The sequence below is a fragment of the Bacillus sp. FSL E2-8900 genome (assembly GCF_037966225.1).
Classification (GTDB): Bacteria; Bacillota; Bacilli; order Bacillales; family Bacillaceae_G; genus Bacillus_A; species Bacillus_A cereus.
This window is the reverse complement of record NZ_CP150193.1, coordinates 2795426-2819891: the sequence shown is the minus strand read 5'-3', so window position 1 is coordinate 2819891 and position 24466 is coordinate 2795426. Positions and strand designations below refer to the sequence as shown.

Sequence of the window (24466 nt, the reverse complement as noted above, 5' to 3'; positions counted from 1 at the left end):
TTTTATTATAAAAATTAATTACCATACAAATAGCCCAACGAGCATAGCACTTAATAAAGAAACAGCCATCCCGCTAACAAGAAGCTTCCAAACATTTTTACCGATGACTGATGATTTTTCTCCACCAAATAATGAATTGTAAGTTCCGTAAATCATACCTACTGTACTAAAGTTAGCAAAAGAAGCTAGAAATGTCGTTGCAACCGCAACCGTATGCGGTTGTAGCGACTTTAAGTTTGATTTTAAATCCATCATTGCAACAAATTCATTCGTCGTTATTTTGATCCCCATTAATTCAGCTACATACATAGCATCACTGCCTGATAAACCGAGTAAAAATGCAAAAGGACTAAAGATAATGGAGAAGATTTTTTGAATTGTTAACCCCGTTACAAAAAATCCTAAAATCCCATTTAAACATGCTGTTAAAGCTACATAACCAATTACCATAGCTAAAATAACGATAACCATATTCATCCCAACTAACATACTGTTTGAAATAGTAGAAAAGAAATCCTTTTTTTCATGTTTTGAAGGTGTGTAAACAACGTCTTCTTCTTTCGAAACTTCCACAGGATTTAATACATTGGCTAAAATTAATGCGTTAATACAGTTTAATGGGATTGCGCTGAAAATATATGTTGCTGGAACCATTGATAAATAAGCACCAAGAATGGATCCGCTAACGCTACTCATACTCATAATTCCAAAAGTTAATAATCGATTTTCTTTTAAAACAGATAATTGATCCCGAACAACCGCAAGTGCTTCGGTGTTTCCTAAAAACATCATTTGAATCGAAAAGAAACTTTCTAACTTTGGTAAATGAGAAATCTTTGAAATAACTGCACCTACTTTATCAATAATCCAAGTTAAGATTCCGAAATAAGAAAGAATATCGAAAAAAGTAATAACAAAAATGATAGGAAGTAACGCACTAAAGAAGAAATCAATGTGCTGACTTTCCATAGCTGAAGGAAATGCAAATCGAATACCTTCATTCGCACATGCTAGTAGCCAACTGAAAAATGACGCAATTTTATTAATGATAATACTGCCGAGCTTTGTGCCTAACATAAACCACGTAATAAAAAGCTCCAATAGGATGAGAATTACAATTGGTCTCCATTTTATATGTTTTTTATTAGGCGAACATAAGAAAATGATTAATATGACAACGAAAATCCCTAACATATTCAATATGAAATACATGTCAACAACTCCTTGAGAGTTATTATTTGTATATAAAAAAGCATCTATTCTTCCAAATTTGGATTATGATTAGAAGTTATGAAGCATGTAAGTTATGTTAGGAATCAATGTATTTTAATTTGCTTTATTTTGAGCAATCGTAGTAATTATCGAACAATTAGCTGTTTTCAATTGTTTTGTTGGATATTAAACGTATGCGATTTTAAACATCGTTTATTCCGGATTAACGGGCAGTAAGATTTTTACCTCAAAATTCAAGGAAAGCAAAGAAGTGAGGTGGGGGTGGGCTGCCCGCAAAATCCCGATTGGTAAGAGCTGATTAAAATTTCACTTTATAAATAAGAACGGTGAGTTGGCCATGAACCTTGAAGTTTCCGAAGCTGTATAATTTGTCCTGTATGATAAGCATCATGCAAAAGGATATTCATATATTGTTGCCAAACTGGTAGAGAAGGACTTAGTTGATCTAGTTCTGCTTCTTGAAGGGCGGTTAATGAAGATTGTAAGGCATCATGTACTTGAAGCGTTCGCTTTACGGTTTGCTGCCAAGCGGCATCATCATTAGGTCCACCTTGGATAAATGTCTCATCATTATTTTGTGGAGCAACAAATGTGTCGTCTTCATGTAAGCGGGAAAGTAGGCGTTCTTTAAAGATTAATAAATGGTTCACATTTTCCCAAATCGTATTACTGGCAGCACCTTCTGGTTGCCAACATGCTTGTTCAACCGTAAGATTCTTTAACGCTTCTGATATTGGTGGGTACCATTCTTCTTCGTAAAAAACTTGTTGGACTCCATTTTGCAACATTTCTTTTCTTCCCATTCGTATAGCCTCCTGTTCATTTTTCTTAATAAAACCAATTCTCTTTTCTCTTCAATAAACCTTTTCTATAGTTGCACAAGAGGGTGAAAGACAACTTATAACAGAGCCATTAAAAAACTTCTTTTTAATATGATACTTAATAATCAAGGCTTTAATTAAGTCAGAATGAAAAAGAGTATAAACCTTTCTCTATTTGCTCATTGATTAGAGTTTTTTTGAAGTCGCAAAATAATTCTAAAAATATAGAAGGTTAAATTCGATAAAAATAGAATTAAATATATAGCAAACAAGGAGGGGATAAAAATGGAGGTCTATCACATAACGAGTAGAAAGAGGGAAACTTATAACGTTCAAGTGAAATATTCGATACTTTTCGAATGTGCGCTTGGCATTGCAGCAATTACTCATAAGCGGTTAATTGATACTCTTGAAAAGAGTCAAAATGAATGGGAAGAAATTAAGAAATCATTAACAGAAGAAATGAGAGAGCACTTACAATTTGTCGAAGAACATAATACGTGGAAAGCATTACTTCAGGTGTTGTATGAAGAAGACATGCAGGATGTATCGCAGTTTCATGCTAAAATCGATTCACTTTCAGAAGAAGATTTGAAGTATACATGTTTACCGTTTTTAGGGGAGAAATATGAGAAAAAAAGACGTTTAGCCGCAAGTAGAGATGTAACTGCAATACATGAATTAAAGGAATTAACACATGATCATCAGTTTTTCTCTACGTACATTCGCTTTATATGTGATGTAGATGTACAAGTGCTGAAATCTCATTTAATCGCTGTAATGACAGGGTGGTATGAGAGTGTAATTAAGAGTGAGGAAGAAGAAATACTTTCTATATTAAAACGAGATTATGAAGCAAAAAATGAAATGAATAAAAAGATGAAGCCGGAAGAGTTTGTCGAGTGGGCGACTGGCGGAGTGAACTATATGCCAGAGCCAAGTGTTCATCACGTACTTCTTATTCCGCAAATGACGTACAGACCGTGGAATATTGAAGCAGATATTGATGATACGAAAGTATTTCATTATCCAGTTGCGAATGAAAGTATTCATCCTGAAGATCCGTATGAACCGAATTATTTTTTAGTTCAAAAACATAAGGCTCTTGGAGATGAAGCGAGATTGCGAATTGTAAAAATGTTGTTTGAAAAAGAACGTACATTACAGGAAATAACGGAAAGATTGCAACTCGGTAAATCGACTGTACACCATCATTTGAAATTGTTACGTGCAGCGAAGTTAGTTGATATACATGGCGGAAAATATGTATTAAGAAAGAAAGCAGTACAGTCTTTAGCGAAAGAATTAGATATGTTTTTGAATAGATAATTAACAACGAGAATGTACATAAAGGGAGGAATATAAAAGAAAAGTTGGTGTGTGAAATTGAAAAATATATTGAAAAATCGTTCGTTCTTTTTTATGTGGATTGGTAGTGCAATCTCAGAATTAGGAGGGGCTTTCGGAACGTTATGTAATTCAATTCTAGTATATGAGTTAACAGGATCAGAAATGGCTTTAAGTAGTATGTGGTTATTATATTTCATCCCATCACTCATACTGCAATTAATCAGCGGCCCATTTATTGATAAATGGAGCCGGAAGTGGATTATGATTTTTTCACAATGGATACGAGCGTCCGTATTTTTATTACCTTTAGTGATGCTAGTTTCAGGTAGTATAGAAGTTTGGCACATTTATGTTGTTCAAATTGTAGTGGGACTTATTACACCACTTTATACACCTGCAAGTCAAGCCATTACACCGAGCATTGTAAGGAAAGAACAACTTCAAGATGCGAATGCGTACATTGATGGAATGACTCGCCTTATGATGTTTCTTGCGCCAGTATTAGGTGGAGTAGTCATTCATTTCATTGGAACAGAACTTACATTATCTTTCGTATGCATTTGTTTATTTGTTAGTGGTGCTTTCTTACTTTATATAAAAGAAAATAGAACGTCGCAACCTATTCGGAAAACGTGGCTTGGACAGTTTCTTCACGGTTTTACATATTTTTTTACAAAACCAATCATCGTTTGGCTCGGTATATTTCTTACTTTCGTGCAATTTGGAGTTGGGGTAACGATGGTTACAAATCTTCCTTATATAAAAGACGAGCTGTCAGCGGGATATGCGGAATTTGGTTATTTTATGGCCGGATTCCCACTTGGCTATGTAGTTGGATCTATACTAGTCGGAAAAGTAACATATAAAAGCAGGCGTATACTTATGCTTGGAGGATTGTTTATCGGGGGACTCACATACATTTCGCTAGGTTTTAACCACAGTATTGTAATGGCGGTAATAATTGAAATAGTTGCAGGTGTTTGTATTGCATTTTTCAATGTTTATAACACAACGATATGCCAACAATCAGTTCCGAACAATATGATAGGACAAATATTTTCGGTGCGATTATTTTTCATACGATCCGCTATGCCGTTAGGTGTGTTAGTAGGGGGCATATTGAGTGAAATGTGGGGAGTAAGAGCACTATACTTTATTATCGGTTCAATTATATGTGTCACTTCTTTAATCGGAATCTTACTCCCATATTTCAAATTTTTAGATGAGGCGATAGAAGAGAAAACAGCATAATTCGAAAAATTTAAACTTTATAATTGAAAATAATTATCATAATCAACTATAATAGTAGTATTCGTATTACAATGAAGGAGTGGGATATATGTTTATCGAAACGAAAACATTTACAGTAAAAGAAGGTACATCAAATATAGTTGTAGAACGTTTTACTGGAGAAGGTATTATTGAAAAATTTGAAGGCTTTATTGACTTAAGTGTTCTTGTGAAAAAAGTAAGACGCGGCGACGAAGAAGTAGTCGTTATGATTCGCTGGGAATCTGAAGAAGCATGGAAAAACTGGGAAACAAGTGAAGAACACTTAGCTGGACATAGAGCGGGCCGTGGTAAACCAAAACCAGATCATATCATTAATGTGGATCACGCAGTTTATTATGTGAAATCATCAAAAGCGGCTTATCAGCAGTCGTAATATACAAGCAGAGGATACATGTTGTAGAAGCAATCATGTATCCTCTTTTTTATTACTGGGGGGATGGGAATGATAGAAAAACTTGCATTCATTACATATGAACAACATAAAAAATTAGTGCAAACAATAGTAGCGGAAGTCTTATCTATGGAAAAGGTAAATGGATTCATGCTAATTGGATCTGTTGCAAGAGGCGATGCATATCCTGAATCTGATTTAGACTTCTATATTCTTTTAGAAGACGGACAAAAGAAGAAATTTCATTCTGAAATGAGAGAAGATATTTTAGTTGAATATAAGGGTGCAGATTTTAATCAAATTCAAGTAAACTTTAAAAACAATCCGATGGAACTATACTCATTTCTAGAAGGGAAAATTTTGTTTGATAAAAGCGGTGAGTTAAAAAAGTTAAAGGAAATAGCTACATATGAATTTGAAAACTATCGTGTTTCAAGTGACAAAATGAAGGGCATTTCTCATTGGTTGCATAGTTCGCTTATTAAAATTCAATCTGCTTTAAAAGCAAATGATGAGTTAAAAGCTTCATACTTAGTTCATACGTCAACTTGGACATTGTTAGAAGGGATATGGGCTATTAATAATAAGCCAGTACCGCCAGCGGGATCTGCTTTAAGGTATATTCAAACGTTGCCGAATAAGCCAATTCATTTAGATGAGTTACTTAATAAGCTATTTTTAGGTGATACAACAGAGCGCATCCCTTCAGCAATTTTCCTGGTTGAGTGGGTTCTACACAATCTGGAAAATAAATAATGAGACTATTTTATATAGGTACATTAATATTTCACGTCGAACGGTTTATATAATTGCAGTCATAAAAAACGTTCTAGGCTATGGAGAAAAGTATTAGACTTATAAAGCATAGTCTTAGACGGAACGCTTGAATATCTTACCTTGCATATTTAAGTGTTATGAAAATGAGTCTACATACCCTCTTCTTAAAAGGAGATGAGTGAATGAAGTTAAATCATTTGAATTTATGTGTTGATGATTTATCAGAAGCGAGACATTTCTTTGAAACATTTTTTGATTTTCAATTTTTGGAGCAAAAGGGAAAGGCACTAGTAGTGATGAGTGATGAAAGTGGATTTATACTTGTGCTGAGCGATCCAAAAGCATTTAAGGGAAATAAGGAAGTTATGTATCCTGAAGCTTTTCATATTGGTTTTTTAGTGGATACTTCAAATGAAGTTGATCAAGCGTATAATCGTTTAGTAGCCGGCGGCATTGAAATAGACAAGGAACCTTATTTGATGCGAGGTAGTAGTTATGGTTTTTATTTTACAGTATTTAATGGCTTATTAATTGAAGTGTCTTGTCTTGATTATAGAGAAGGTAAGAAAGTTTCAAAGCTTAATAGTAATCATCTAGAGTAATCATTTGAAGGTGTATAGAATTTAAGTATGTATCATATTAGAAGACGGATTAAGAAAGTTTCACTGTAAAGTAAAAAAGACAGACTAATAAATAGTCTGTCTTTTCACATTAATTCTTCACATCATCATAAAGTTCAAGTGCCTCTTTCACATTCAATCCATTTTTCACAATGCCATGTATCGCTTGAATCATCGCAGCTGGGTGCTCGGATTGCCATATGTTTCGGCCCATGTCTACTCCAATTGCGCCTTCTTGCAGCGCATTGTACGTAATGTTTAATGCGTCTTCAATTGAATCTAGTTTTGGGCCACCTGCGATGACGACTGGGGCAGGGCATGTGCTCGTTATTTTTTCGAATCCTTCGCAGTAATACGTTTTAATAATATCAGCACCCATTTCAACACATACGCGGGAAGCAAGTGCTAGAAAGCGAGCTTCACGTTTTTGTAATTCTTTTGCGACTGCGGTAATGCCGAGTACAGGTAGGCCGTAATCGTGAGCTTCAGAGACTACATTTGCGAGATTCGAAACAGTTTGTGTTTCATAGTCTGATCCGACAAAAACAGAAACGCCAACGCCAATTGCGTTTTGCTTCACTGCTTCTTTTACAGGTGTAACAATTGTTTCATTCGCTAAATCTTTACCGACGACAGTAGCGCCGCCAGATACACGCATAACCATCGGTGTGCTGCAGTTTTCAGGAATACAGGAGCTAAGTACACCACGCGTTAAAAAGAGGGAGTCTGTATAAGGAAGTAAGTTTTTTACTGTTTCAAGTGGTTGTTCTAGTCCGTGAATTGGTCCTAAGAAATAACCGTGATCTATTGCTAACATAACCGCTCTACCATCAGGTAAAATTGTATTTAATCGATTTTTAAATCCCCAAGTCATTCCAAATCACTCCTTCGTTAATGTTGGATTTTCCGTTTGTACAGTATCTTTATTTGGTAAATGTGGTGACTTAATAAAAACAGCTTTAAAAGGTTTGTCAGAATGGTTAATAAGATAGTGAGATTCATGAGGACGAACTTGCAGGACATCACCTTGTTTAATTGGAACTCTTTCATTATTCACATAGAAATCTATTTCACCTTCTAATGCATAAAAGACCTCTTCGCACGTCGTATGATAATGGTTTTGAAACTCCTGGCCCGGTTGAATGACAACAAGGCCAAGATCAATATTTGGACCTTGTATTAAATATTTCGGCCCGTTATCACCGAAGCGATAGGAGAAGTCATTTTCATTCGCTTTTAACATACAGTTCACTCCTTTATGTAATGTGTTACAGTGCACCAGGCGCAATCCACATATGTGAGGTGAGCCCTTTATCAGCTAAAGCGAGCTGACTGTCATATACAGTTTTCCATGTTTCATAGAACTCTTTATATAGTTCGTGATTTTCAGTAACTGGTTCGAATGTTTGCTCCCACTGTACAAACTCTTCGGCAGTTTCTTCCATAGATGAATATATGCCAGCACCAACTCCAGCAGCAATCGCAGTTCCTAAAGCAGCTGCTTCTTTCACAACAGGTACTTTTACAGGAATACCGAGTACGTCTGATAGAATTTGTGGCCATAGTTTTCCTTTAGCGGCACCGCCAGCAAAAATAACTTCAGAAGGGAATGTGCCAGTTAGATTTTTTATTAATTTTAAGTTTCCAAGTGTAATGAAGGCTGCATTTTCTTCAATAGCACGGAACATTTCCTTTTTTCCGCATTTGTCAGCGTCTAAACTTAAATTTAAGAATGAAGGTGCGGCATGACGCCAAGAAATGTAGTTCATAACGTTTGAAAAAGTAGGGATAATACCATATGAACCGACAGGTACGTCTTTCGCTTGTTCTTCTAATAATTCATAAGCGTCTACACCGAGTTTTTCAGCGAGCTTTTTTTCTTCTTGGCAAAAAGCGTCTCGAAACCAACGCATAACGAGGCCAGGGAAAAAGGCAATCGTTTCATATTGCCATAGGTTCGGAACGACGTGACAATTTACTCGAATCGCAGCATGTGGATCTGTTATTGGCTCAGTAACATTCACTTCTTGTTGCCAAAAGCTACCCCCGCATATTAACGTTTGATTCGGTTTCACGATTCCTGTTCCGAGCGATGCCATTTGAGCATCTCCACCCCCGGCGACGACAGGAATCCCTTCACGTAATCCAGTTAATGCTGCACACTCTTTTGTAACGTTGCCAATTACTGTACCAGCTTCATTTACTGTTGGTGAAAATGGCAAAGATAGGCCGCACTCCTTAGCGACATCGTTATCCCACACTCTATTTTGTAAGTCAAAAATACCTGACGTGCATCCGTTTGAGGGATCGATTTGTAGTACGCCGCTTAGTTTATATAAAATCCAATCGTTTAACATTGTAAAAGAGTGAATATTATTATAGACGTCGGGTTCATGTTTTTTTATCCAGAGTAGGCGTGGTAAAGCACCTAATGAAAAAGTTTGACCAGACTTTGTATATAAATCTTTTTCAAGATGTGACCGAATTTCTTTTAATTCACTAACTTCGACGGATGCGCGCCCATCAACATTTGCACACGCCCATATTTCTTGCCCATCTTGATCATATAAAACAAATCCTTCTCGCATACTTGTAGCGCTAATAGCAAGAATAGAAGAGGCAGGAGTGTTGCTTTTTTGAAGCACCTCTTTCGTACATTCTTGTACTAGCTTCCAATTTTCTACTACATCAAAGTTCATAGAGCCTGGATAACGAAGGTCAGATTTGTGAATCCATTCTTTTTGACTTACTGCAATTTGATTACCATGTAAATCAAAAAGAACTGCTCGAATGCTCCCTGTACCAGCATCGAAAGCTAATAAATGGGACATTAACAATCACCATCCTTTCGTAATAAGGAGAGGGCAGTTTCCTCATCGGTAATTAATGAATGAATAAACTTTCCTTTTAAGGCACCATAAATTGCATCTATCTTTTCAGTACCTCCAGCAACACCGACGACATGCTTCATATTGCGCAAAATAGAGAGGGGCGTGCCAATTAGACGATTGTGATGCGAGAGCTCTAATAAATCGCCATTTGTATTATAAAACTGTCCTAAAATATCGCCAGCACCGTTTTGACTACGAATATATGTCATCTCACGTAGTGTTAATTTTTCTTCTTTTACAATCGTAGCGTCTTGAGATAATCCCCCAATACCGACAACAGCCGTATGAGCAAGTGAAGCGACTTGAAGCATATCTTTTACACTCGGTTCTGATAGAATACTTTGTGCCATTTCGGTTGTAGACGCTAGAAACGGCGTAGGGATAATGTGAAGCTCGCCTTGCATGTAGTGTAAATAGTTTTGTTTTCTCGGGAGATAGTGATTTACCCCGCCTGTGAGCGTTACGATTGAAAGGTTGATAGAACTTTCAAAATGAATGTTTTCTAGCATTTTGCTAATTGTTTCTCCCCAGCCAATACCGAGTAAATCGCCTTGCTGGAGATGAGTTTCTAAATATTGTGCAGCAGCTTTTCCGAGAGAAGCGTGATAATTGTTTACTGGGGTAGGGATAATAAAAGCATCTTTTAAGTGGAATTTTTTCATTAGGTCACGCTCAATACTTAAACAGTGCAAACCAGTCCCTTTTACGTGAAATGTAACGATACCTTCACTCCGCGCTTTATCTAATAACCGGACGACTTTATTTCTTGAAATATGAAGAAGTGACGCGATCTCCTGTTGTGTTAATTGGTCTTTATAATAGTACCAAGCTACTTTAGTTAATAAATTTTCTTCAAAGTTCAGCTGAGTCATACTCTTCATCCCTTTCAACAATTGACCACAGCTTAAACATATGTACCATATATTTTGTTTATTCCAGTTGAAACGATTAATAGTACGTAGAAAAAAGTGTTCTAGATATAAAAAAAGGAATATACAATGCTACAAAACAAGTAGAACAAATAATCATTTTCTCAAAAAATGTTCTGGATAAAGGCAGGTGACATCATGTGGAGAACGTACCTTTATTACAAGTAAAGAAAATGAGTAAGGCGTTTTTAAATCAACTTGTATTAAAAGAAGTGAACTTACAAGTAGAGCGCGGAGATATATACGCTTTAGTGGGGGGAAATGGCGCCGGGAAATCAACATTAATGAAAATATTAACGGGGTTATATTCGTATGATGATGGAGAGATGTATGTAAAAGGAATGAAGCAACAGTTTTCAAATCCATCAGAAGCACACCGAAAAGGTATTTATTTAATACCGCAAGAACCACTCATTTTTCCGCATATGACTATTGAAGAAAATATGTGTATCGGGTTAAAAGAAAAGAAAAAGAAACTAAAAGTACAGATTCAGCAATTGATTAGCAGCTTAGGATGGGATATTGACCTTAATAAACTAGGAGGAACATTATCGATTGCGCAACAACAGTTAGTAGAAATCGTTAGAGGATTAATAAGAGAAGCTGAGATTCTTATTCTAGATGAGCCAACATCGACATTAACAACACACGAAATTAAGAGTCTTTTTGTGTTGATGAAAAGTTTACAAGAAAAAGGAATCGGGATGATTTATATTACACATCGTTTTCCAGAAATCTTTGAAATTGCCAACAAAGTAGCAATACTACGTGATGGAATGGTTGTAAGCCAAGGTGATGTATGTGACTATACATATGACATGCTGATGGAGGGACTATTGCCAAAAGGATATAAACAGAAAGAGAAAATAGAAGTAGTTCAAGAGACAGTAAAGACGAAAAAAATATTAGAAGTGGTTGATATAAATGGTCACGCATTCGAAAATATATCATTCACTGTACATGCCGGTGAGGTTGTAGGTGTTGCTGGCATTATAGGATCTGGCAGAACGGAATTAGCAGAAGCGATATTTGGATTGAAAACTATAAAATCAGGGTCTATCTTATTGGGTGGAAAATCAATTGATACGTGTTCTTTGCATAAAAGGCTAGACGAAGGACTAGTTTATGTGCCAGAGGATAGAGCGAGGAATGGAATTTTCTCAATTGCTTCTGTTAAAGAAAATATTGCAGCAGCAAGTTTATATCAAAATAATCGCTTTTTTATAAATCAAGAAAAAGAAAGCGCTTTAGTTAATTCGTTTATAGAACAGTTCCGAATTGTTGTACAGAATATGAATAAAGAACTGGCATCTTTATCAGGAGGTAATCAGCAGAAGGTCGTGCTTGCGAAGTATCTTGCATGTAATCCTAAAATTATTATTCTTGATGAGCCGACTCGCGGAATTGATGCGAAAGCAAGGCTTGAAGTGTATGAGACGATAAAAAAAATGAAAAGGGAAGGACTCGCAATTTTATTAATCTCTTCAGATGTTGAAGAAATTGTCCAATTAGTAAACCGTGTATATGTAATGAGAAATGGGCGATTTGTTTCTCATATGGAAAAAGAACAACTGAGTGTGAATGAAGTTACACGCCTTGCATACGGAGGTGTAGCGGAATGAAACGTATGTTAAAAATGCATGAAACGTCTATCATACTGTTACTACTAATTTATATAGCTATTGTAGGAATGATAAACCCTAGTTTTATTCAATTTAACTCGTTATCTTTACTGATGAAATCAAGCGTTATTTTAGTCGTGCTAGCAATCGGTCAATCGTTCGTCTTATTTACGAAAAATATAGATGTATCAGTTGGTTCAAGCATGGGGTTAAGTGCAGCAGTTTGCGGAATGATGTTAACGAATGGGTATAGTGCATTCTTGTCGATATTTGTAGCTATTATACTTGGGGCCATTATTGGTTTCGTAAATGGTATTGGAGTTGCGAAGTTTCGGGTACCAGCCATTATTATGACATTAGGCATGTTAGGAATTATTAGAGGTACAATGTTAATTTTCACAGGCGGGAAGTGGATTGAAGATATTCCAAACGATTTTAAGCAGCTGCCATCTATCATCATTCTTGGTTTACCTATAACTGTATGGTTCGTTCTTATTATTTTACTACTACTATACTTCTTTTTAAGAAAAGTGCCATTGGGAAGATACTTTTATGCGGTAGGTGATAATGAAGATGGCGCGAGGCTTATTGGTATACCTGTTAATAAAGTGAAGATATATGCGTTTATGATTTCAGGCATAAGCGCTGCGATCGCTGGTTGCATATTTGTTATGAATATCGGTTTCGTGCCAAATCAAACGGGTACAGGATTAGAATTACAAGTAATCGCAGCCGCTGTACTAGGAGGAATTCACTTAAAAGGAGGAACAGGATCTTTATTTGGAGCTGCATTAGGAGCGTTATTTTTAGAAACAATAAGTAGCTCACTCGTCTTTTTAAAAATACCAGCATTTTGGAATAATGCTATTTCAGGTTTTTTATTATTACTTATCATCATATTAGATAGTGTTATGAAAAAGTGGAAGGCAGAAAGGAGGATGAATCTATGAAGTATGTATATAGATGGGAAGGGGTTCTAATTGTATTACTTCTTGTAGAATTCATCCTTTTTAGTTTAATAAATAGTGATTTCTTAAATATTAGTAATCTCCTTTTTAGTACAAATGATTTCTTATTTATCGCAATTGCGGCGATACCAATGACTTTTGTTATAGTAACAGGAGGAATTGATGTATCGATCGGCTCAATAATGGGGCTCACTTCGATCTTAATCGGTGTACTTTGGATGAACGGAATACCTATTTTGTTTGCTGTTATAATCGCCCTAATAATTAGTTGTTTAGCAGGCGCTTTAAACGGACTCATTATAAAAATGACGGATGTAGAACCACTCGTCGTTACACTCGGAACGATGTTTTTATACGGGGGAATTGCCCTCGTCATTTCAGGAGGGGCAGGTGCTTCTGGGTATGAAGGAATAAGCGGTTTACCAGACGTATTTGTACAACTGGCAAATGGTAGTTTTATAGGAATACCGAATTTATTATGGCTACTGATCGTATTAACAGTTTTATGTACTGTATTATTTCATCGAACTATATACGGGCGCCATGTAAAATTAACAGGTGCGAACGAAAATGCAGCAAAATACACTGGGATTAAAACGAAAAAAGTAGTCATTATTGCTTACATACTTTCAGGGTTAGGAGGTGGATTAGGAGGCGCTTTCTTAACTGCCTACTTCGGTTCCGCACGTGCTGATATGGGAAGTGAAACAATTTTACCAATCATTACAGCAGTCGTCTTAGGCGGTACACTTATTACAGGCGGAAAAGGAAGCATTATTGGTACTGTACTGGCGAGTATTTTCATTGGGCTCATGCAGTATGGCTTGCAAATGACGGGTTTAACAAATGAACAATCCAATGTAGTAATAGGTATTATCCTTATTCTTTCAGTTATTATGAGACATTTCAAATTACATCAATTCTTAGCGGAGAAAAGAAAGAATTTGCATAAGGGGGAAATGTCATGAAGAGAAAACTGGGGATTGTATTGATTGTATGTATTTGTTTAATCGGTTTAATTGCGTGTTCTAGTCAAACGGCAGATAAGAAAAAGGTTGATGATGTGAAATTTGCATTTATTCCGAAATTAACAGGGGTTGGTTTCTTCACATCGGGTGGTGAAGGGGCAAAAGAGATGGGAGATAAGTTAGGCGTGCAAGTGAAGTATGATGGACCGTCTGAAGCGAGTGTTTCAGGGCAAGTTAAATATATAAACAATTTCATTAATCAAAACTATGATGCGATTATGGTTTCATCTACGTCAGTGGATGGGTTATCGCAATCACTGCAACGTGCTAAGAAAAAAGGGATGACGGTGTTAACATGGGATTCTGATGTGAATCCGAAAGATCGTTCTTTTTATATAAGCCAAGGAACACCAGACCAACTTGCTAATTTATTAATAGAAATGACTTCAAAGCAAATTGGAGATAAAGGAAAAGTAGCCTTCTTTTATTCTAGCCCGACAGTAACGGATCAAAACCAATGGGTAACGAAAGCGAAAGAAATTATTAAAAAGAAATATCCGAACTGGGAAATTGTAACGACGCAGTACGGTGAAAATAATGCGCAAAAGTCTTTGTCAGTAGGAGAGAATATTTTAAAAACGTATCCTGATATTAACGCAGTCATTTGTCCAGATGCAACGGCACTTCCGGCAATGGCACAAGCAGCTGAAAATTTAAAAATGGATAAAAAGGTTGTCGTAACTGGCTTCTCTACACCAAACGTTATGCGTGATTACGTAAAACGAGGAACAGTAGCACAATTTGGTTTATGGGATGTAAAACAACAAGGTGCTCTCGCAACGTATGTAGCAAATGAAATTGTTGTAAAAGGGAAGAAGTTAAAAGTAGGGGATAGCTTCGAAGTAAAAGGAATTGGAAAAGTGAAGGTAGAGCCAAACTCCATTCAAGGATATGATTATGAGGCAGAAGGGAATGGAATTATCGTATTACCAGAACGAGTTGTATTTACGAAAGATAATATTGATAAGTATAATTTTTAGTAGACAAAAAAACGTCCGAATATATCGGACGTTTTTTTATTTCTTCATTAATTATGAACAGTTTCTTTTTCGTTTAATCCAAGTGTACGACCAGTAGAAGTGTGAAGATCTTGGAACAATCTTGGATTTTCAGTTAGTGAAATGCCATATGAAGGAATCATTTCTTTTATTTTTTCTTCCCATTCTACCATGCGGCTTGGGAAACATTTTTCTAATACTTCAAGCATGACGTGAACAGCAGTAGAAGCACCTGGTGATGCGCCTAGTAATGCGGCGATTGAGCCGTCAGCTGCACTTACTACTTCTGTACCAAATTGAAGTGTTCCTTTACCGCCAGCATCAGTATCTTTAATTACTTGTACACGTTGTCCAGCAACTACAATATCCCAATCTTCACTTTTCGCGTTCGGAATGAATTCGCGTAATTCTTCCATACGTTTTTCATGTGATAACATAACTTGCTGAATTAAGTATTTTGTAAGTCCCATTTCTTTTACACCAGCGGCTAACATCGTTAAGACGTTATTCGGTTTTACAGAACCGATTAAGTCAAGATTTGAGCCAGTTTTTAAGAATTTAGGTGAGAAGCCTGCGAATGGTCCAAACAGTAAAGCTTTTTTATTGTCTATATATCTCGTATCTAGATGAGGTACAGACATTGGCGGAGCGCCAACTTTAGCTTTACCGTACACTTTCGCATGATGCTGCTCTACAACTTTTTGGTTTTTACATACCATAAATAGTCCACTTACTGGGAAGCCACCGATATGCTTTGATTCAGGGATACCAGTCTTTTGAAGTAGAGGTAGGCTACCGCCACCGCCGCCAATAAAGACGAATTTAGCAGTATGATGCTCAATTTTACCACTATTCATATCGTGTACTTTTACTTCCCACAAACCATTTTTCGTGCGCTTAATATTTTCGACACTATGCTTGTAGTTTAGCTCGACATTTTTTGTTTTTAAGTAATCAAACAACATACGTGTTAATGCACCGAAGTTAACATCTGTTCCAGAGTCAATCTTCGTTGCCGCCATCGGTTCATTAGATGTGCGACCTTCCATAATGAGTGGAAGCCATCTTTTTAATGTTTCAGGAGCATCAGAAAATTCCATTCCTTGAAACAGTGGATTTTTTGAAAGCGCTTCAAAACGGTTTTTTAGAAACTCAACATTTTTTTCCCCTTGTACTAAACTCATATGAGGTAGTGGCATAATAAAATCTTGTGGATTACGAATTAATTTGCTCTTTACAAGATATGCCCAAAATTGTCTTGAAAGCTGGAATTGCTCATTCACTTTTACAGCCTTACTAATATCTATAGATCCGTCAGCTTTTTCGGAAGTATAGTTCAGTTCGCATAGCGCAGAATGCCCTGTACCTGCATTATTCCATTCGTTAGAGCTTTCTTCCCCGGCACTTGCGAGTTTTTCAAAAACTTTAATTTCCCATTCTGGTGCTAATTCTTTTAGTAATGAGCCTAACGTTGCACTCATAATTCCTGCACCAATTAAGATAACGTCTGTTTTTTGCTGCATGTTGCTCATGATAATCTCTCCATCCCCTATATTGGCAAAAAAGTGTAGGTGTTTTCTATGTCTAAGCCGTAAAAGAGAAACACCGCCTAGGCCCCACCTAGGTGTATACCTTTTTTGTCTCAATTATATAACCATCTCATACTCTATTATAATAATTAATAGACTAAAATATCTAGTGTTATCTGATAATTTTAAACTATTTAACGTTTTATTCGCTAAAAATCTTATTTAACAAGCTCTTTTAAGGTGATAAATAGAAAAAAATTACAGTTTGAAATTATCTCGAAAAAGCTTACGTATCCTTAAGTGACTAAATCGAGTACCTTTTTATAGGATTATTCTTTCTGTAATGGTAAGATTATTCTGAAAAATAAAAAAGAGGGACTCTAATGTGTACAAAAGAACAAATTTCAAACTTATTTCGAAACTTTTCAATAAAGGAATGTAAAGAGTCAAGTGATTTATATGAATATTTATCAATGAAAATTGCTGAAGATGAGGAAGTACTTACACTATCGTCCTATGCTCAGGTAGGTCAACCAGTCCCAAACTTACTATTAGGTGCAGTACATTATTTATTGCTAGCAGGGAAAGAACATCATTTAAAAACGTATTATAGTAGTTTAGTTGAAAATACTGATACAAATTTAGATAAAGCTTTTAATCATTTTAAAGATTTCTGTAAAGAGTACCGAGAAGAAATCATTACTTTGTTACAAACAAAACTTGTTCAAACAAATGAAGTAAGACGGTGCGCATACTTATACCCAAGTTTCTGCTACATATTTAACAAAGTGAAGAAGCCGTTAGCGTTAATTGAAATTGGGACAAGTTCTGGGTTGCAACTGTTCTGGGACCAATATAGTTATTCGTACGGGACGGATGAAATGTACGGAAATATAAATTCAAATGTGCATGTAACTTCTGAAATAAGAGGGACGAATGTGCCGCATTTTCTAAAAGAAAGCCCATCTGTCGTAGAAAGAATCGGACTGGACTTACATGTGAATGATTTACATAATGAGGAAGATTATTTATGGTTACGTGCTTTAATTTGGCCAGAACATAAAGAAAGGCTTGAGATGTTTGATCAAGCTGCATCTTTAGTGAAAAATGAATCTGTCCAATTAATAGAAGGAGACGGTGTAGAGCTATTATCATCTATTATTGAACAAATAAGTGAAGAAGCTGTTATTTGTATTTTCCATACACATGTTGCAAATCAAATACCAGAACAAGTAAAACATAAGTTAGAAAAACAAATACAAGAAATTGGCGCAAAACGTGATGTATTCCACCTGTATAACAACATGTGGGATCGTGACCTTCATATTGATTATTATATTAACGGAAACGAATATCGTGAAACGGTTGGAGAAACAGAAGGGCATGGGAGATGGTTTAGCTGGAAGATTGGAAATGAGACGCTTATTTAGATTAATAGGGGCGCCCTCACTTGTAAAAGATGGGGCCATAGGCTCAAGCATTGACTAAATGGTTAAGGAATAAATGTATTAGTAACATACAAAAAATGCTTCGGAGAAATCCTAAGCATTTTTTGAATTACATTTAAACCCCATAATGGATCATGTACTTCTGTTCTGCTGCAGCTTGTACAATTTTTGAAGCTAACTCATTCAGCTCATCAGATTTTCTGAAGAACTTTGAGGATGTAACTGTTTCATAGAAAATTGCTAATGATTCAGGCGGGATAATTGTAATACCACAATAAGCTAAACCGTATTTCTGATTTTTGACTGTATGGAAGTAGGTTTTCATAATTGATAAATTTTGATTTAAACTACTGATAATATCATCATCAACAGATATACAATGATATTTCTCTGGTGTATAATCTTCGTAATTTTTTTGAGAAGTAAAATCGTCAATTATTCCAAAATCATGGACACATGCCATCATTATCATCCTTTCAACTTTAATAAAGTGAGTTCTATTAAAGTAAAATCGTCATTTTGTTTACGTGTAATAGAAATGATTATGTAGTTCATTAGTATAGTACTTCATAAAATATCTTCGTTTCTTCTTCGTGAAGACAGTTTACTTATCGGTAAACTCATCGGGAGCCCAAGTGGCGATTTCATTCCCAGGTGCAGCGACTACAAGCCATTGCTTACATAGGACACCAGCTTGCCAACATTCATAATAATCATGAAAACCATTTAAAAAAATAATTTGTCCACTCTCTAATGTAATAATTAAATGAGGGCTTTCTAAGCCAAGTTGTATATCGGTAACTTTTTGTCTTCTTATCTTACATATTCTTTCATATTCTTCTTTCTCAGAATAAACTTCAAATTCATCTTCATTTAATGGGTAGCTTTTTTGAGGTTTATTAAATAAACACCATTTGGATTCGATATTGATATATAATTGTCCGTCATAATCAACTGAGTCGTGAAAGTTTGTGAAATGAATCTTTATAGCGCCTGGAGAAATACCAAATTGTAATCCATCAACTTGTGATCCGATGAATAGATTTTTTAACACTTTTTCAGCGTGAATTTTATCCTCTGTATTCATTATTGAATTCCTCCTTTTCATAAAAATATACCTTATATTTTTATTGTAATAAATAAATTTTCATGTAAAATGAACCTTTTGTGAAAAACGAGCGAATATAGTGTGAAGGATTATGAGAGGGAAACGGAGCTTTGGATGAAGTACAATTAAAAGAATGGCTATATAAAGTGGGGTCTGGGGACCAAGAAGCCTTTCAAATTATTTATGAATATACATGTAAAGATATTTATAGAACAGTAGTATTTTTAGTAGGAAGTCAAAACCAAGATGTAGACGATATAGTTAATGAAGTGTACATCAATATGTGGAAGTCCATAACAAACTATGATATGAATCGTTCATTTCGTTTTTGGTTACATGGACTAGTTGTCAAGGAAGTACAGGATTGTCGTCGTAAATCGTGGCGACGATTTCGAATCTTTGAAAAGAAGAAAATGTATGAACAAGATCGGTCTTACATAATGGATGAAGTTATTTTACATAAAGAAACACGAAGTGAATTAGTAGAAATTGTACAAAATTTATCTTATAAACATCGTGAAGTAGTCATTATGCGTTACTTCCATGAATATAGCTTGGATGAAATTGCTGCACTTCTTCAAGTCCCTATTGGTACAGTGAAATCTCGACTACACACAGCACTAAAACGATTAAGAATGGAAATGGAACAAATGCCAAACGAAAGGGAGGAAGAAGTAAATGGATTTTGAGAGATATGTAACGAATGAACTAAAAAGAAAAGCAGAGAATCTAGACCCGTCTCCAAATCTAGATAATCAAGTGCAAAACTCTTTTTATAAATACCAACAGTCGAAAATGAAAAGGAAGATTTCTATGAAGAAAAAATTATTGCTTGGATTTGTAGCTACGGCAATTTTAATACCGACCGGTACTTTTGCAGGTACAACATTAATGGATAAAATTGTAGGGACACCAGAAAAAGCAAGACAAGATATGGGAATGACTGAGGATGGTTATAATGGCGTAATGGAACGTATAGAAATTGCTAAAAGTATATTTACAGAAAAGGACTTTGATAAGTATGTAACTTTATTACAGGAATCGTACTATTTTTATAAAAAAGTAAGTGTCGTAGAGAATGGTGAGAGACAATATACAGCAACCAATCGTCTAAATGCTGATGAAGAAATGAGAGATAGAGAGGTAATGGAACAATTACATACATATGAAGAAAGAATAGATCAACATTTTACCTATACATTTGAACAAGCTGAACAAATAACTGGTTTTCCAATCAAGCATCCAACATATATTCCGGTTGGACATCAATTAGTATTGGAAGAGGTAAAAGCTGAAGCAACACTAGGAAAACCTATGCCACTTATTACGATGAGATATGAAAATCAAAATGTAAAAAAACAGCCACATACTTCAGAGGCGGAATTAGGTTTTACAATTCATCAATTAGAAATTGTTGAAGGAGAATATAAAGATTACTTTATTGATAGACCATTTGATAAACCATCTGAAAGAGGACCTAATTTTACTGGAGATATAAAGAAATATAAATTAAATGGCTATGACGTTACATTCGGTGAGTATAAAGAATCGAATGTAAGGGCTATGAAAATAGTTGTGCCAGCAAAAGAAGGAAGAAATGCATATCAAGTGTATATAAATGATAGTATGTTGTCAAAAAAAGAGCTTGAGAACGTTTTACTTTCGATGATTGAATAGTTAATGAAAATAAAGAAAAATGAAAGTAACTAGTTACTTTCATTTTTCTTTTATGATAATATGTTAGTAATCACTTACTTACATATTGAATGGAGGAATAAAGATGGGTAAATTAACAGCGCGAGAAAAAGTTATGGAAGCTGCTACGTTATTGTTTGGTGAAAAAGGATATACAGCGACAACAATTCGTGAAGTAGCAGAAAAAGCAGGGGTAAGCGAGTTAACGATATTTCGTAATTTTAAAAATAAGGAAAATCTTTTTAGGGAGAGCATTATTTTACGGACGACACCAGTTGCATTGTTAGAGGAAATAGAAGAGCAATTTACTGGTGATTTACATAAGGACCTTACGAAAGTAGCAGAAACATATATTCAAACCAATTTACCAAAGCTAAATTATATTTGGGCTGCGTTAATAGAATCAAGACAAAATAGTGAAATGAAAACATTGCTACACGAGTTGAATTCACATTTAGTGAATCACTTAGAAAAATATTTAAAGCAACTTGGTGAGAAGGGACACATTTTCACCTGTAATTACAGTTTGATAGCAAATATGTTTTATGGACAACTGTTTTTATACATTATGAATGTAAGTATATCGGAAGAAGAGATTCAGTTAGAAGAGTATATAGAGACATGTGTAAATTTATTTATGAATGGGATTTTAAATAAATAAAAGGAATAAGGGTGGCAGAAATGAGGAATATATTTGCATTAATAGCTTTAATTGCGGGTTTTTTTATGGCAATTTTAGATTCAAATATTGTGAATATCGCATTACCAGAAATGACAAAGACATTTTATACTTCAATTGATACAATTTCTTGGGTTGCTAATAGTTATAATGTTGCCTTTGTATCGTGTTTATTAATTGCAGCACGTCTGGCGGATCAGTTTGGTCGTAAGAAGCTGTATATTATTGGTTTATTGGGATTTTCTGTTAGTTCGTTTATGTGTGGTATAGCCACTTCTTTTCATACATTAGTGGCTTTTAGGATAATACAAGGAATTTCCGCCGCAGTTATCGTACCAGTTGCTATGCCACTAGGCCTTAATTTAGTACCGAGAGAGAAACAAGGTATGATAGGAGGTATCATGGGAGCTTTTGGGGGATTAGCAGCGGCAATTGGCCCTTCACTTGGAGGTGTTTTAACTGACAAATTAAATTGGAGTTGGGTGTTTTTTATTAATATACCAGTTGGTATTTTATCTTTCATCTTCGTGATTCTTTGTATTAAGGAATCTTATGATCATGCTGCAAGCTCTAAAATAGATTGGGCAGGTATGATTACTTCTGCATCTGCACTATGCTTACTTGTATATGCACTCATACAAGTAAATACAAATCATTTAAGCACGATAAGCTTAATACTTCTTTTTATGCTCTCACTCGTAGGTTTTATATTATTTTTTATCATTGAAAAGAAAAGTAAAAATCCAATGTTGCCATTAAAGTTATTCACAAATAAAGAGTTTTCAATCTCAAATTTTTCTTTATTTTTTGTTGGAATGGGATTAATGAACTTTTTGTTTATACTTACTTTTTATTTTGTCCAAGTAGGAGGTATGTCTGAATTACAGTCAGGTTTAATAATTAGCACGCTAGCGATTGTTTCAATGCTTGTTACAGCAATAGTAACACCAATTGCAGCAAAGCGGGGAAGTTCATTAATAGGTAGTATGGGGCTACTAACATTTATTTTATCATCATATTTATTTAGTCAAATAGACTCAAACTTTACTACATGGGATTATATTTGGCGATTAATAATCGTTGGGATTGGAACTGGTTGCACATTAGCGCCATATACAACAATAGCAGTTTTAAGTGTGCCGATTGAAAAGTCAGGTGTTGCTGCAAGTATATGTAATGTTTCTAGAACAGTTGGAAGTATTGTTGGAGTAGCGATACTGGTGATGTTTCTAAATCATCAGTTGTTAGTTGAAAAAGAGAAAGTAAATAGGGAAGTAGTGACTGCAATTAAAAAAAGTGATTTGTCAAATTTAGAAAGGGAACAAGTATTGCAAGCCATAAATAAAAAACAACAGATATTATTACAAACTGATGGGGAGAGCAAGATTTACAAGCAACTAAAGGAGAAATATAAGCATGGAATTATTCGTAGTTATAATGAAGTATTTCTAATGGGGAGTATTATCTTTTTTATCGCTTTTGCTTTTAATATAGGAAGAGTCATTATAAGTAAAAAGAGAAGTAAAAGAGCAATATCTTATAATCCGTAATGTTATTATGTAAACAAAAGAGTCTTTATACTAAACTGCTAAATAAACAATATAAAATGAATGTTTACTTAGCAGTTTGGAAAAAATTTTAAACAGTTAAAAAAGCGGAATACTTTGCGGAAAGTTAAAAATATTTTTTGGATCATATTTCGCTTTTACTTCCATTAATCGTTCAAAGTTGCAACTGAAGTATGCATCTGGCCAATTTTTAATGGAAAGGTCAGGTGTATTAACGTAGACACCCTTTGTAAAGGGGAGCATTGCCAAGCGGAAATCTTCAACCCATCGAATACTTCCACCAGCACCTTCTGATTGCCCCCAAGTAGCAAATATTGACATGTTTGATAGTGCTTTTCGGTAAAAATAAGCAGTCGCCTCATTTGGCACCTCGGCAACAGCACCGCCTAATCGGTGGAAAAATACGGAGGTGGTGGAAAAGGGTAAGTTAAATCGTAATTTCTATTTGATTACCTTCCGGATCGCCTATTACACTTTCATAATAGCCATCTCCAGTAAAACGTGGTCCATTCAATAAAGGATAACCAGCATCTTTTATCACCTTTGTCAGTTCATTCACACGTTCTTCACTACCGACAGAAAAAGCCGTATGAGCATAGCCAGTTATGTTTAAATTAGGCTTATTTTCAATCCCTTTTTTACGCATAAGTTCAAGTCTTGCTCCAGATTCGAACGTAATAAAATAAGATTCAAATTGTTTCGTTTTATTATGATATAAAGAGTTTGCTTTACCATTAAAGTATTTCATATAAAAATCACGCATACATTCTAAGTCATTTACCCAAATTGCAATATGTTCAATTTTCATAGGTTTCACCAGTCCTATCTGTATCAATTAGGCTTCCACTGTATTAAATTTGCATTTGCATTGCAACAATTTTGCTTCGCTATTAAAGCTAGTTGTTAATTTTTGATTATGTACGTACATACAATATGTAATTAAGTGAATGACCATCATAGTAATTACAGAAAAGGGTGAATGAAGCATATGAATCAATTTGAGCAAATGATGTACGTTGGTGTCATCATGTCTATTGTACTATCCGTAATGATTTTAGGGTCCTTATATTATAATCCTCGACTTTCGTTAACTGATTATCCGAAAGATATTCAAAAAGTAGTTTTTCCAAAATCGATTCATGAAAAAAAGCAAACCATTTATTTTAATATTGTATATAATACTATTCTTTTCGGTACTCCTTTCCTTTCTACATATATACTACATAAGCATGAAAAGTTAATGTATATGGATGCCTATTTACACACTTTTGGTATTTTAATGATTTTCAATTTAGTAGATTTACTTATAATTGATTGGCTAATTTTTTGCTGGATTACTCCAAGGTTTGTTGTGATTCCTAGTACGGAAGGTATGAAAGGATATAAAGATTATAAGTTTCATTTAAGAGGGGCTATTGTCGCTACTCAAATTTTAGCAATCGTAAGTTTATTTTTGGCGGGAATTGCCACAACTATTTAGTGTGAAGAAGGGCATGGAGCTTTTATAAAAGATAAGGA

Annotated in this window: 26 protein-coding genes; 15 read left to right on the top strand and 11 right to left on the bottom strand. The window is 35.0% G+C overall.

What is annotated here, in order from left to right:
• Positions 1-18: 18 nt before the first annotated feature.
• Both NST90_RS14490 and NST90_RS14485 read right to left on the bottom strand, forming a co-directional pair.
• A complete protein-coding gene (locus tag NST90_RS14490) occupies positions 19-1212 on the bottom strand; it encodes a nucleoside transporter C-terminal domain-containing protein (protein ID WP_242321295.1) in 1194 nt (397 codons plus the stop codon).
• A 332-nt stretch (positions 1213-1544) separates the two neighbouring features.
• Positions 1545-2036, bottom strand: a complete 492-nt coding sequence (locus NST90_RS14485; protein WP_000532733.1) for a DinB family protein — start codon at positions 2034-2036, stop codon at positions 1545-1547.
• 303 nt (positions 2037-2339) lie between these two features.
• Between NST90_RS14485 and NST90_RS14480 the strand changes: the two genes are divergently transcribed.
• From NST90_RS14480 to NST90_RS14460, 5 genes are all read left to right on the top strand, one after another.
• A complete protein-coding gene (locus NST90_RS14480; protein ID WP_242321296.1) occupies positions 2340-3383 on the top strand; it encodes a metalloregulator ArsR/SmtB family transcription factor in 1044 nt (347 codons plus the stop codon).
• A 51-nt stretch (positions 3384-3434) separates the two neighbouring features.
• Positions 3435-4655 (top strand): MFS transporter, encoded by a 1221-nt coding sequence (locus NST90_RS14475; RefSeq protein WP_242321298.1) that lies wholly within the window; start codon positions 3435-3437, stop codon positions 4653-4655.
• An 88-nt stretch (positions 4656-4743) separates the two neighbouring features.
• Positions 4744-5070: a heme-degrading monooxygenase HmoA gene (gene hmoA, locus NST90_RS14470; protein ID WP_000469496.1), complete on the top strand. Its 327-nt coding sequence runs from the start codon at positions 4744-4746 to the stop codon at positions 5068-5070.
• A gap of 69 nt (positions 5071-5139) precedes the next feature.
• Positions 5140-5844, top strand: a complete 705-nt coding sequence (locus NST90_RS14465) for a nucleotidyltransferase domain-containing protein (RefSeq protein WP_000570640.1) — start codon at positions 5140-5142, stop codon at positions 5842-5844.
• A 203-nt stretch (positions 5845-6047) separates the two neighbouring features.
• Positions 6048-6467 (top strand): VOC family protein, encoded by a 420-nt coding sequence (locus NST90_RS14460; protein WP_242321300.1) that lies wholly within the window; start codon positions 6048-6050, stop codon positions 6465-6467.
• A gap of 109 nt (positions 6468-6576) precedes the next feature.
• Here NST90_RS14460 and lsrF read toward each other — a convergent pair whose 3' ends face one another.
• The 4 genes from lsrF to NST90_RS14440 are packed head-to-tail and all read right to left on the bottom strand — an operon-like array spanning position 6577 to position 10248.
• Positions 6577-7359, bottom strand: a complete 783-nt coding sequence (gene lsrF, locus NST90_RS14455) for a 3-hydroxy-5-phosphonooxypentane-2,4-dione thiolase (protein ID WP_000219772.1) — start codon at positions 7357-7359, stop codon at positions 6577-6579.
• A 6-nt stretch (positions 7360-7365) separates the two neighbouring features.
• Positions 7366-7728, bottom strand: a complete 363-nt coding sequence (locus NST90_RS14450) for a cupin domain-containing protein (RefSeq protein ID WP_000909986.1) — start codon at positions 7726-7728, stop codon at positions 7366-7368.
• 25 nt (positions 7729-7753) lie between these two features.
• The gene (lsrK, locus tag NST90_RS14445) at positions 7754-9316 is read right to left on the bottom strand and encodes an autoinducer-2 kinase (protein ID WP_137072533.1); all 1563 of its coding nucleotides are present in this window, start codon (positions 9314-9316) and stop codon (positions 7754-7756) included.
• Entirely contained in the window at positions 9316-10248 is a 933-nt protein-coding gene (locus tag NST90_RS14440) for a sugar-binding transcriptional regulator (RefSeq protein WP_000192709.1), read from the bottom strand. Before NST90_RS14440 ends, lsrK begins: the two co-directional genes overlap by 1 nt.
• Positions 10249-10445: 197 nt before the next feature.
• Between NST90_RS14440 and NST90_RS14435 the strand changes: the two genes are divergently transcribed.
• From NST90_RS14435 to lsrB, 4 genes are read left to right on the top strand one after another with little or no spacing between them, the layout of a single operon-like run.
• Positions 10446-11927 (top strand): sugar ABC transporter ATP-binding protein, encoded by a 1482-nt coding sequence (locus NST90_RS14435; RefSeq protein ID WP_044307004.1) that lies wholly within the window; start codon positions 10446-10448, stop codon positions 11925-11927.
• Positions 11924-12877: a sugar ABC transporter permease gene (locus NST90_RS14430; protein WP_000827494.1), complete on the top strand. Its 954-nt coding sequence runs from the start codon at positions 11924-11926 to the stop codon at positions 12875-12877. Before NST90_RS14435 ends, NST90_RS14430 begins: the two co-directional genes overlap by 4 nt.
• Positions 12874-13863, top strand: coding sequence for an ABC transporter permease (locus NST90_RS14425; protein WP_000878526.1), 990 nt, complete (start codon positions 12874-12876; stop codon positions 13861-13863). Before NST90_RS14430 ends, NST90_RS14425 begins: the two co-directional genes overlap by 4 nt.
• Complete coding sequence (lsrB, locus tag NST90_RS14420; protein WP_000823660.1) at positions 13860-14903, top strand: autoinducer 2 ABC transporter substrate-binding protein LsrB; 1044 nt, start codon at positions 13860-13862, stop codon at positions 14901-14903. Before NST90_RS14425 ends, lsrB begins: the two co-directional genes overlap by 4 nt.
• Before the next feature lie 47 nt (positions 14904-14950).
• Here the strand turns inward: lsrB and NST90_RS14415 are convergent, their stop codons facing one another.
• The gene (locus NST90_RS14415) at positions 14951-16453 is read right to left on the bottom strand and encodes a malate:quinone oxidoreductase (RefSeq protein WP_000069139.1); all 1503 of its coding nucleotides are present in this window, start codon (positions 16451-16453) and stop codon (positions 14951-14953) included.
• 380 nt (positions 16454-16833) lie between these two features.
• Here NST90_RS14415 and NST90_RS14410 point away from each other — a divergent pair, with 380 nt between their 5' ends.
• On the top strand, positions 16834-17880 hold the full coding sequence (locus NST90_RS14410; RefSeq protein WP_044307006.1) for a DUF2332 domain-containing protein: 1047 nt from the start codon (positions 16834-16836) through the stop codon (positions 17878-17880).
• 133 nt (positions 17881-18013) lie between these two features.
• On the opposite strand, the gene NST90_RS14405 is transcribed toward NST90_RS14410, so the two are convergent.
• Entirely contained in the window at positions 18014-18364 is a 351-nt protein-coding gene (locus tag NST90_RS14405) for a hypothetical protein (protein WP_001999997.1), read from the bottom strand.
• A gap of 138 nt (positions 18365-18502) precedes the next feature.
• Positions 18503-18985, bottom strand: a complete 483-nt coding sequence (locus NST90_RS14400; RefSeq protein WP_001090914.1) for a hypothetical protein — start codon at positions 18983-18985, stop codon at positions 18503-18505.
• Between the two features lie 131 nt (positions 18986-19116).
• Here NST90_RS14400 and NST90_RS14395 point away from each other — a divergent pair, with 131 nt between their 5' ends.
• The 4 genes from NST90_RS14395 to NST90_RS14380 all read left to right on the top strand — a co-directional run bounded on the left by NST90_RS14395 (position 19117) and on the right by NST90_RS14380 (position 22930).
• Positions 19117-19695, top strand: a complete 579-nt coding sequence (locus NST90_RS14395; RefSeq protein ID WP_044307007.1) for a sigma-70 family RNA polymerase sigma factor — start codon at positions 19117-19119, stop codon at positions 19693-19695.
• Positions 19685-20683, top strand: a complete 999-nt coding sequence (locus NST90_RS14390; RefSeq protein WP_044307008.1) for a hypothetical protein — start codon at positions 19685-19687, stop codon at positions 20681-20683. Before NST90_RS14395 ends, NST90_RS14390 begins: the two co-directional genes overlap by 11 nt.
• 103 nt (positions 20684-20786) lie before the next feature.
• Positions 20787-21362, top strand: coding sequence for a TetR/AcrR family transcriptional regulator (locus tag NST90_RS14385; RefSeq protein ID WP_044307009.1), 576 nt, complete (start codon positions 20787-20789; stop codon positions 21360-21362).
• Between the two features lie 20 nt (positions 21363-21382).
• Positions 21383-22930, top strand: a complete 1548-nt coding sequence (locus tag NST90_RS14380; protein WP_044307010.1) for an MFS transporter — start codon at positions 21383-21385, stop codon at positions 22928-22930.
• 96 nt (positions 22931-23026) lie between these two features.
• Here the strand turns inward: NST90_RS14380 and NST90_RS14375 are convergent, their stop codons facing one another.
• The gene (locus NST90_RS14375) at positions 23027-23317 is read right to left on the bottom strand and encodes a BBE domain-containing protein (RefSeq protein ID WP_044307011.1); all 291 of its coding nucleotides are present in this window, start codon (positions 23315-23317) and stop codon (positions 23027-23029) included.
• 58 nt (positions 23318-23375) lie between these two features.
• Positions 23376-23756: a VOC family protein gene (locus NST90_RS14370; protein WP_046392827.1), complete on the bottom strand. Its 381-nt coding sequence runs from the start codon at positions 23754-23756 to the stop codon at positions 23376-23378.
• 180 nt (positions 23757-23936) lie between these two features.
• Here NST90_RS14370 and NST90_RS14365 point away from each other — a divergent pair, with 180 nt between their 5' ends.
• The gene (locus NST90_RS14365) at positions 23937-24428 is read left to right on the top strand and encodes a hypothetical protein (protein ID WP_001071243.1); all 492 of its coding nucleotides are present in this window, start codon (positions 23937-23939) and stop codon (positions 24426-24428) included.
• The last annotated feature ends 38 nt before the right edge of the window (positions 24429-24466 follow it).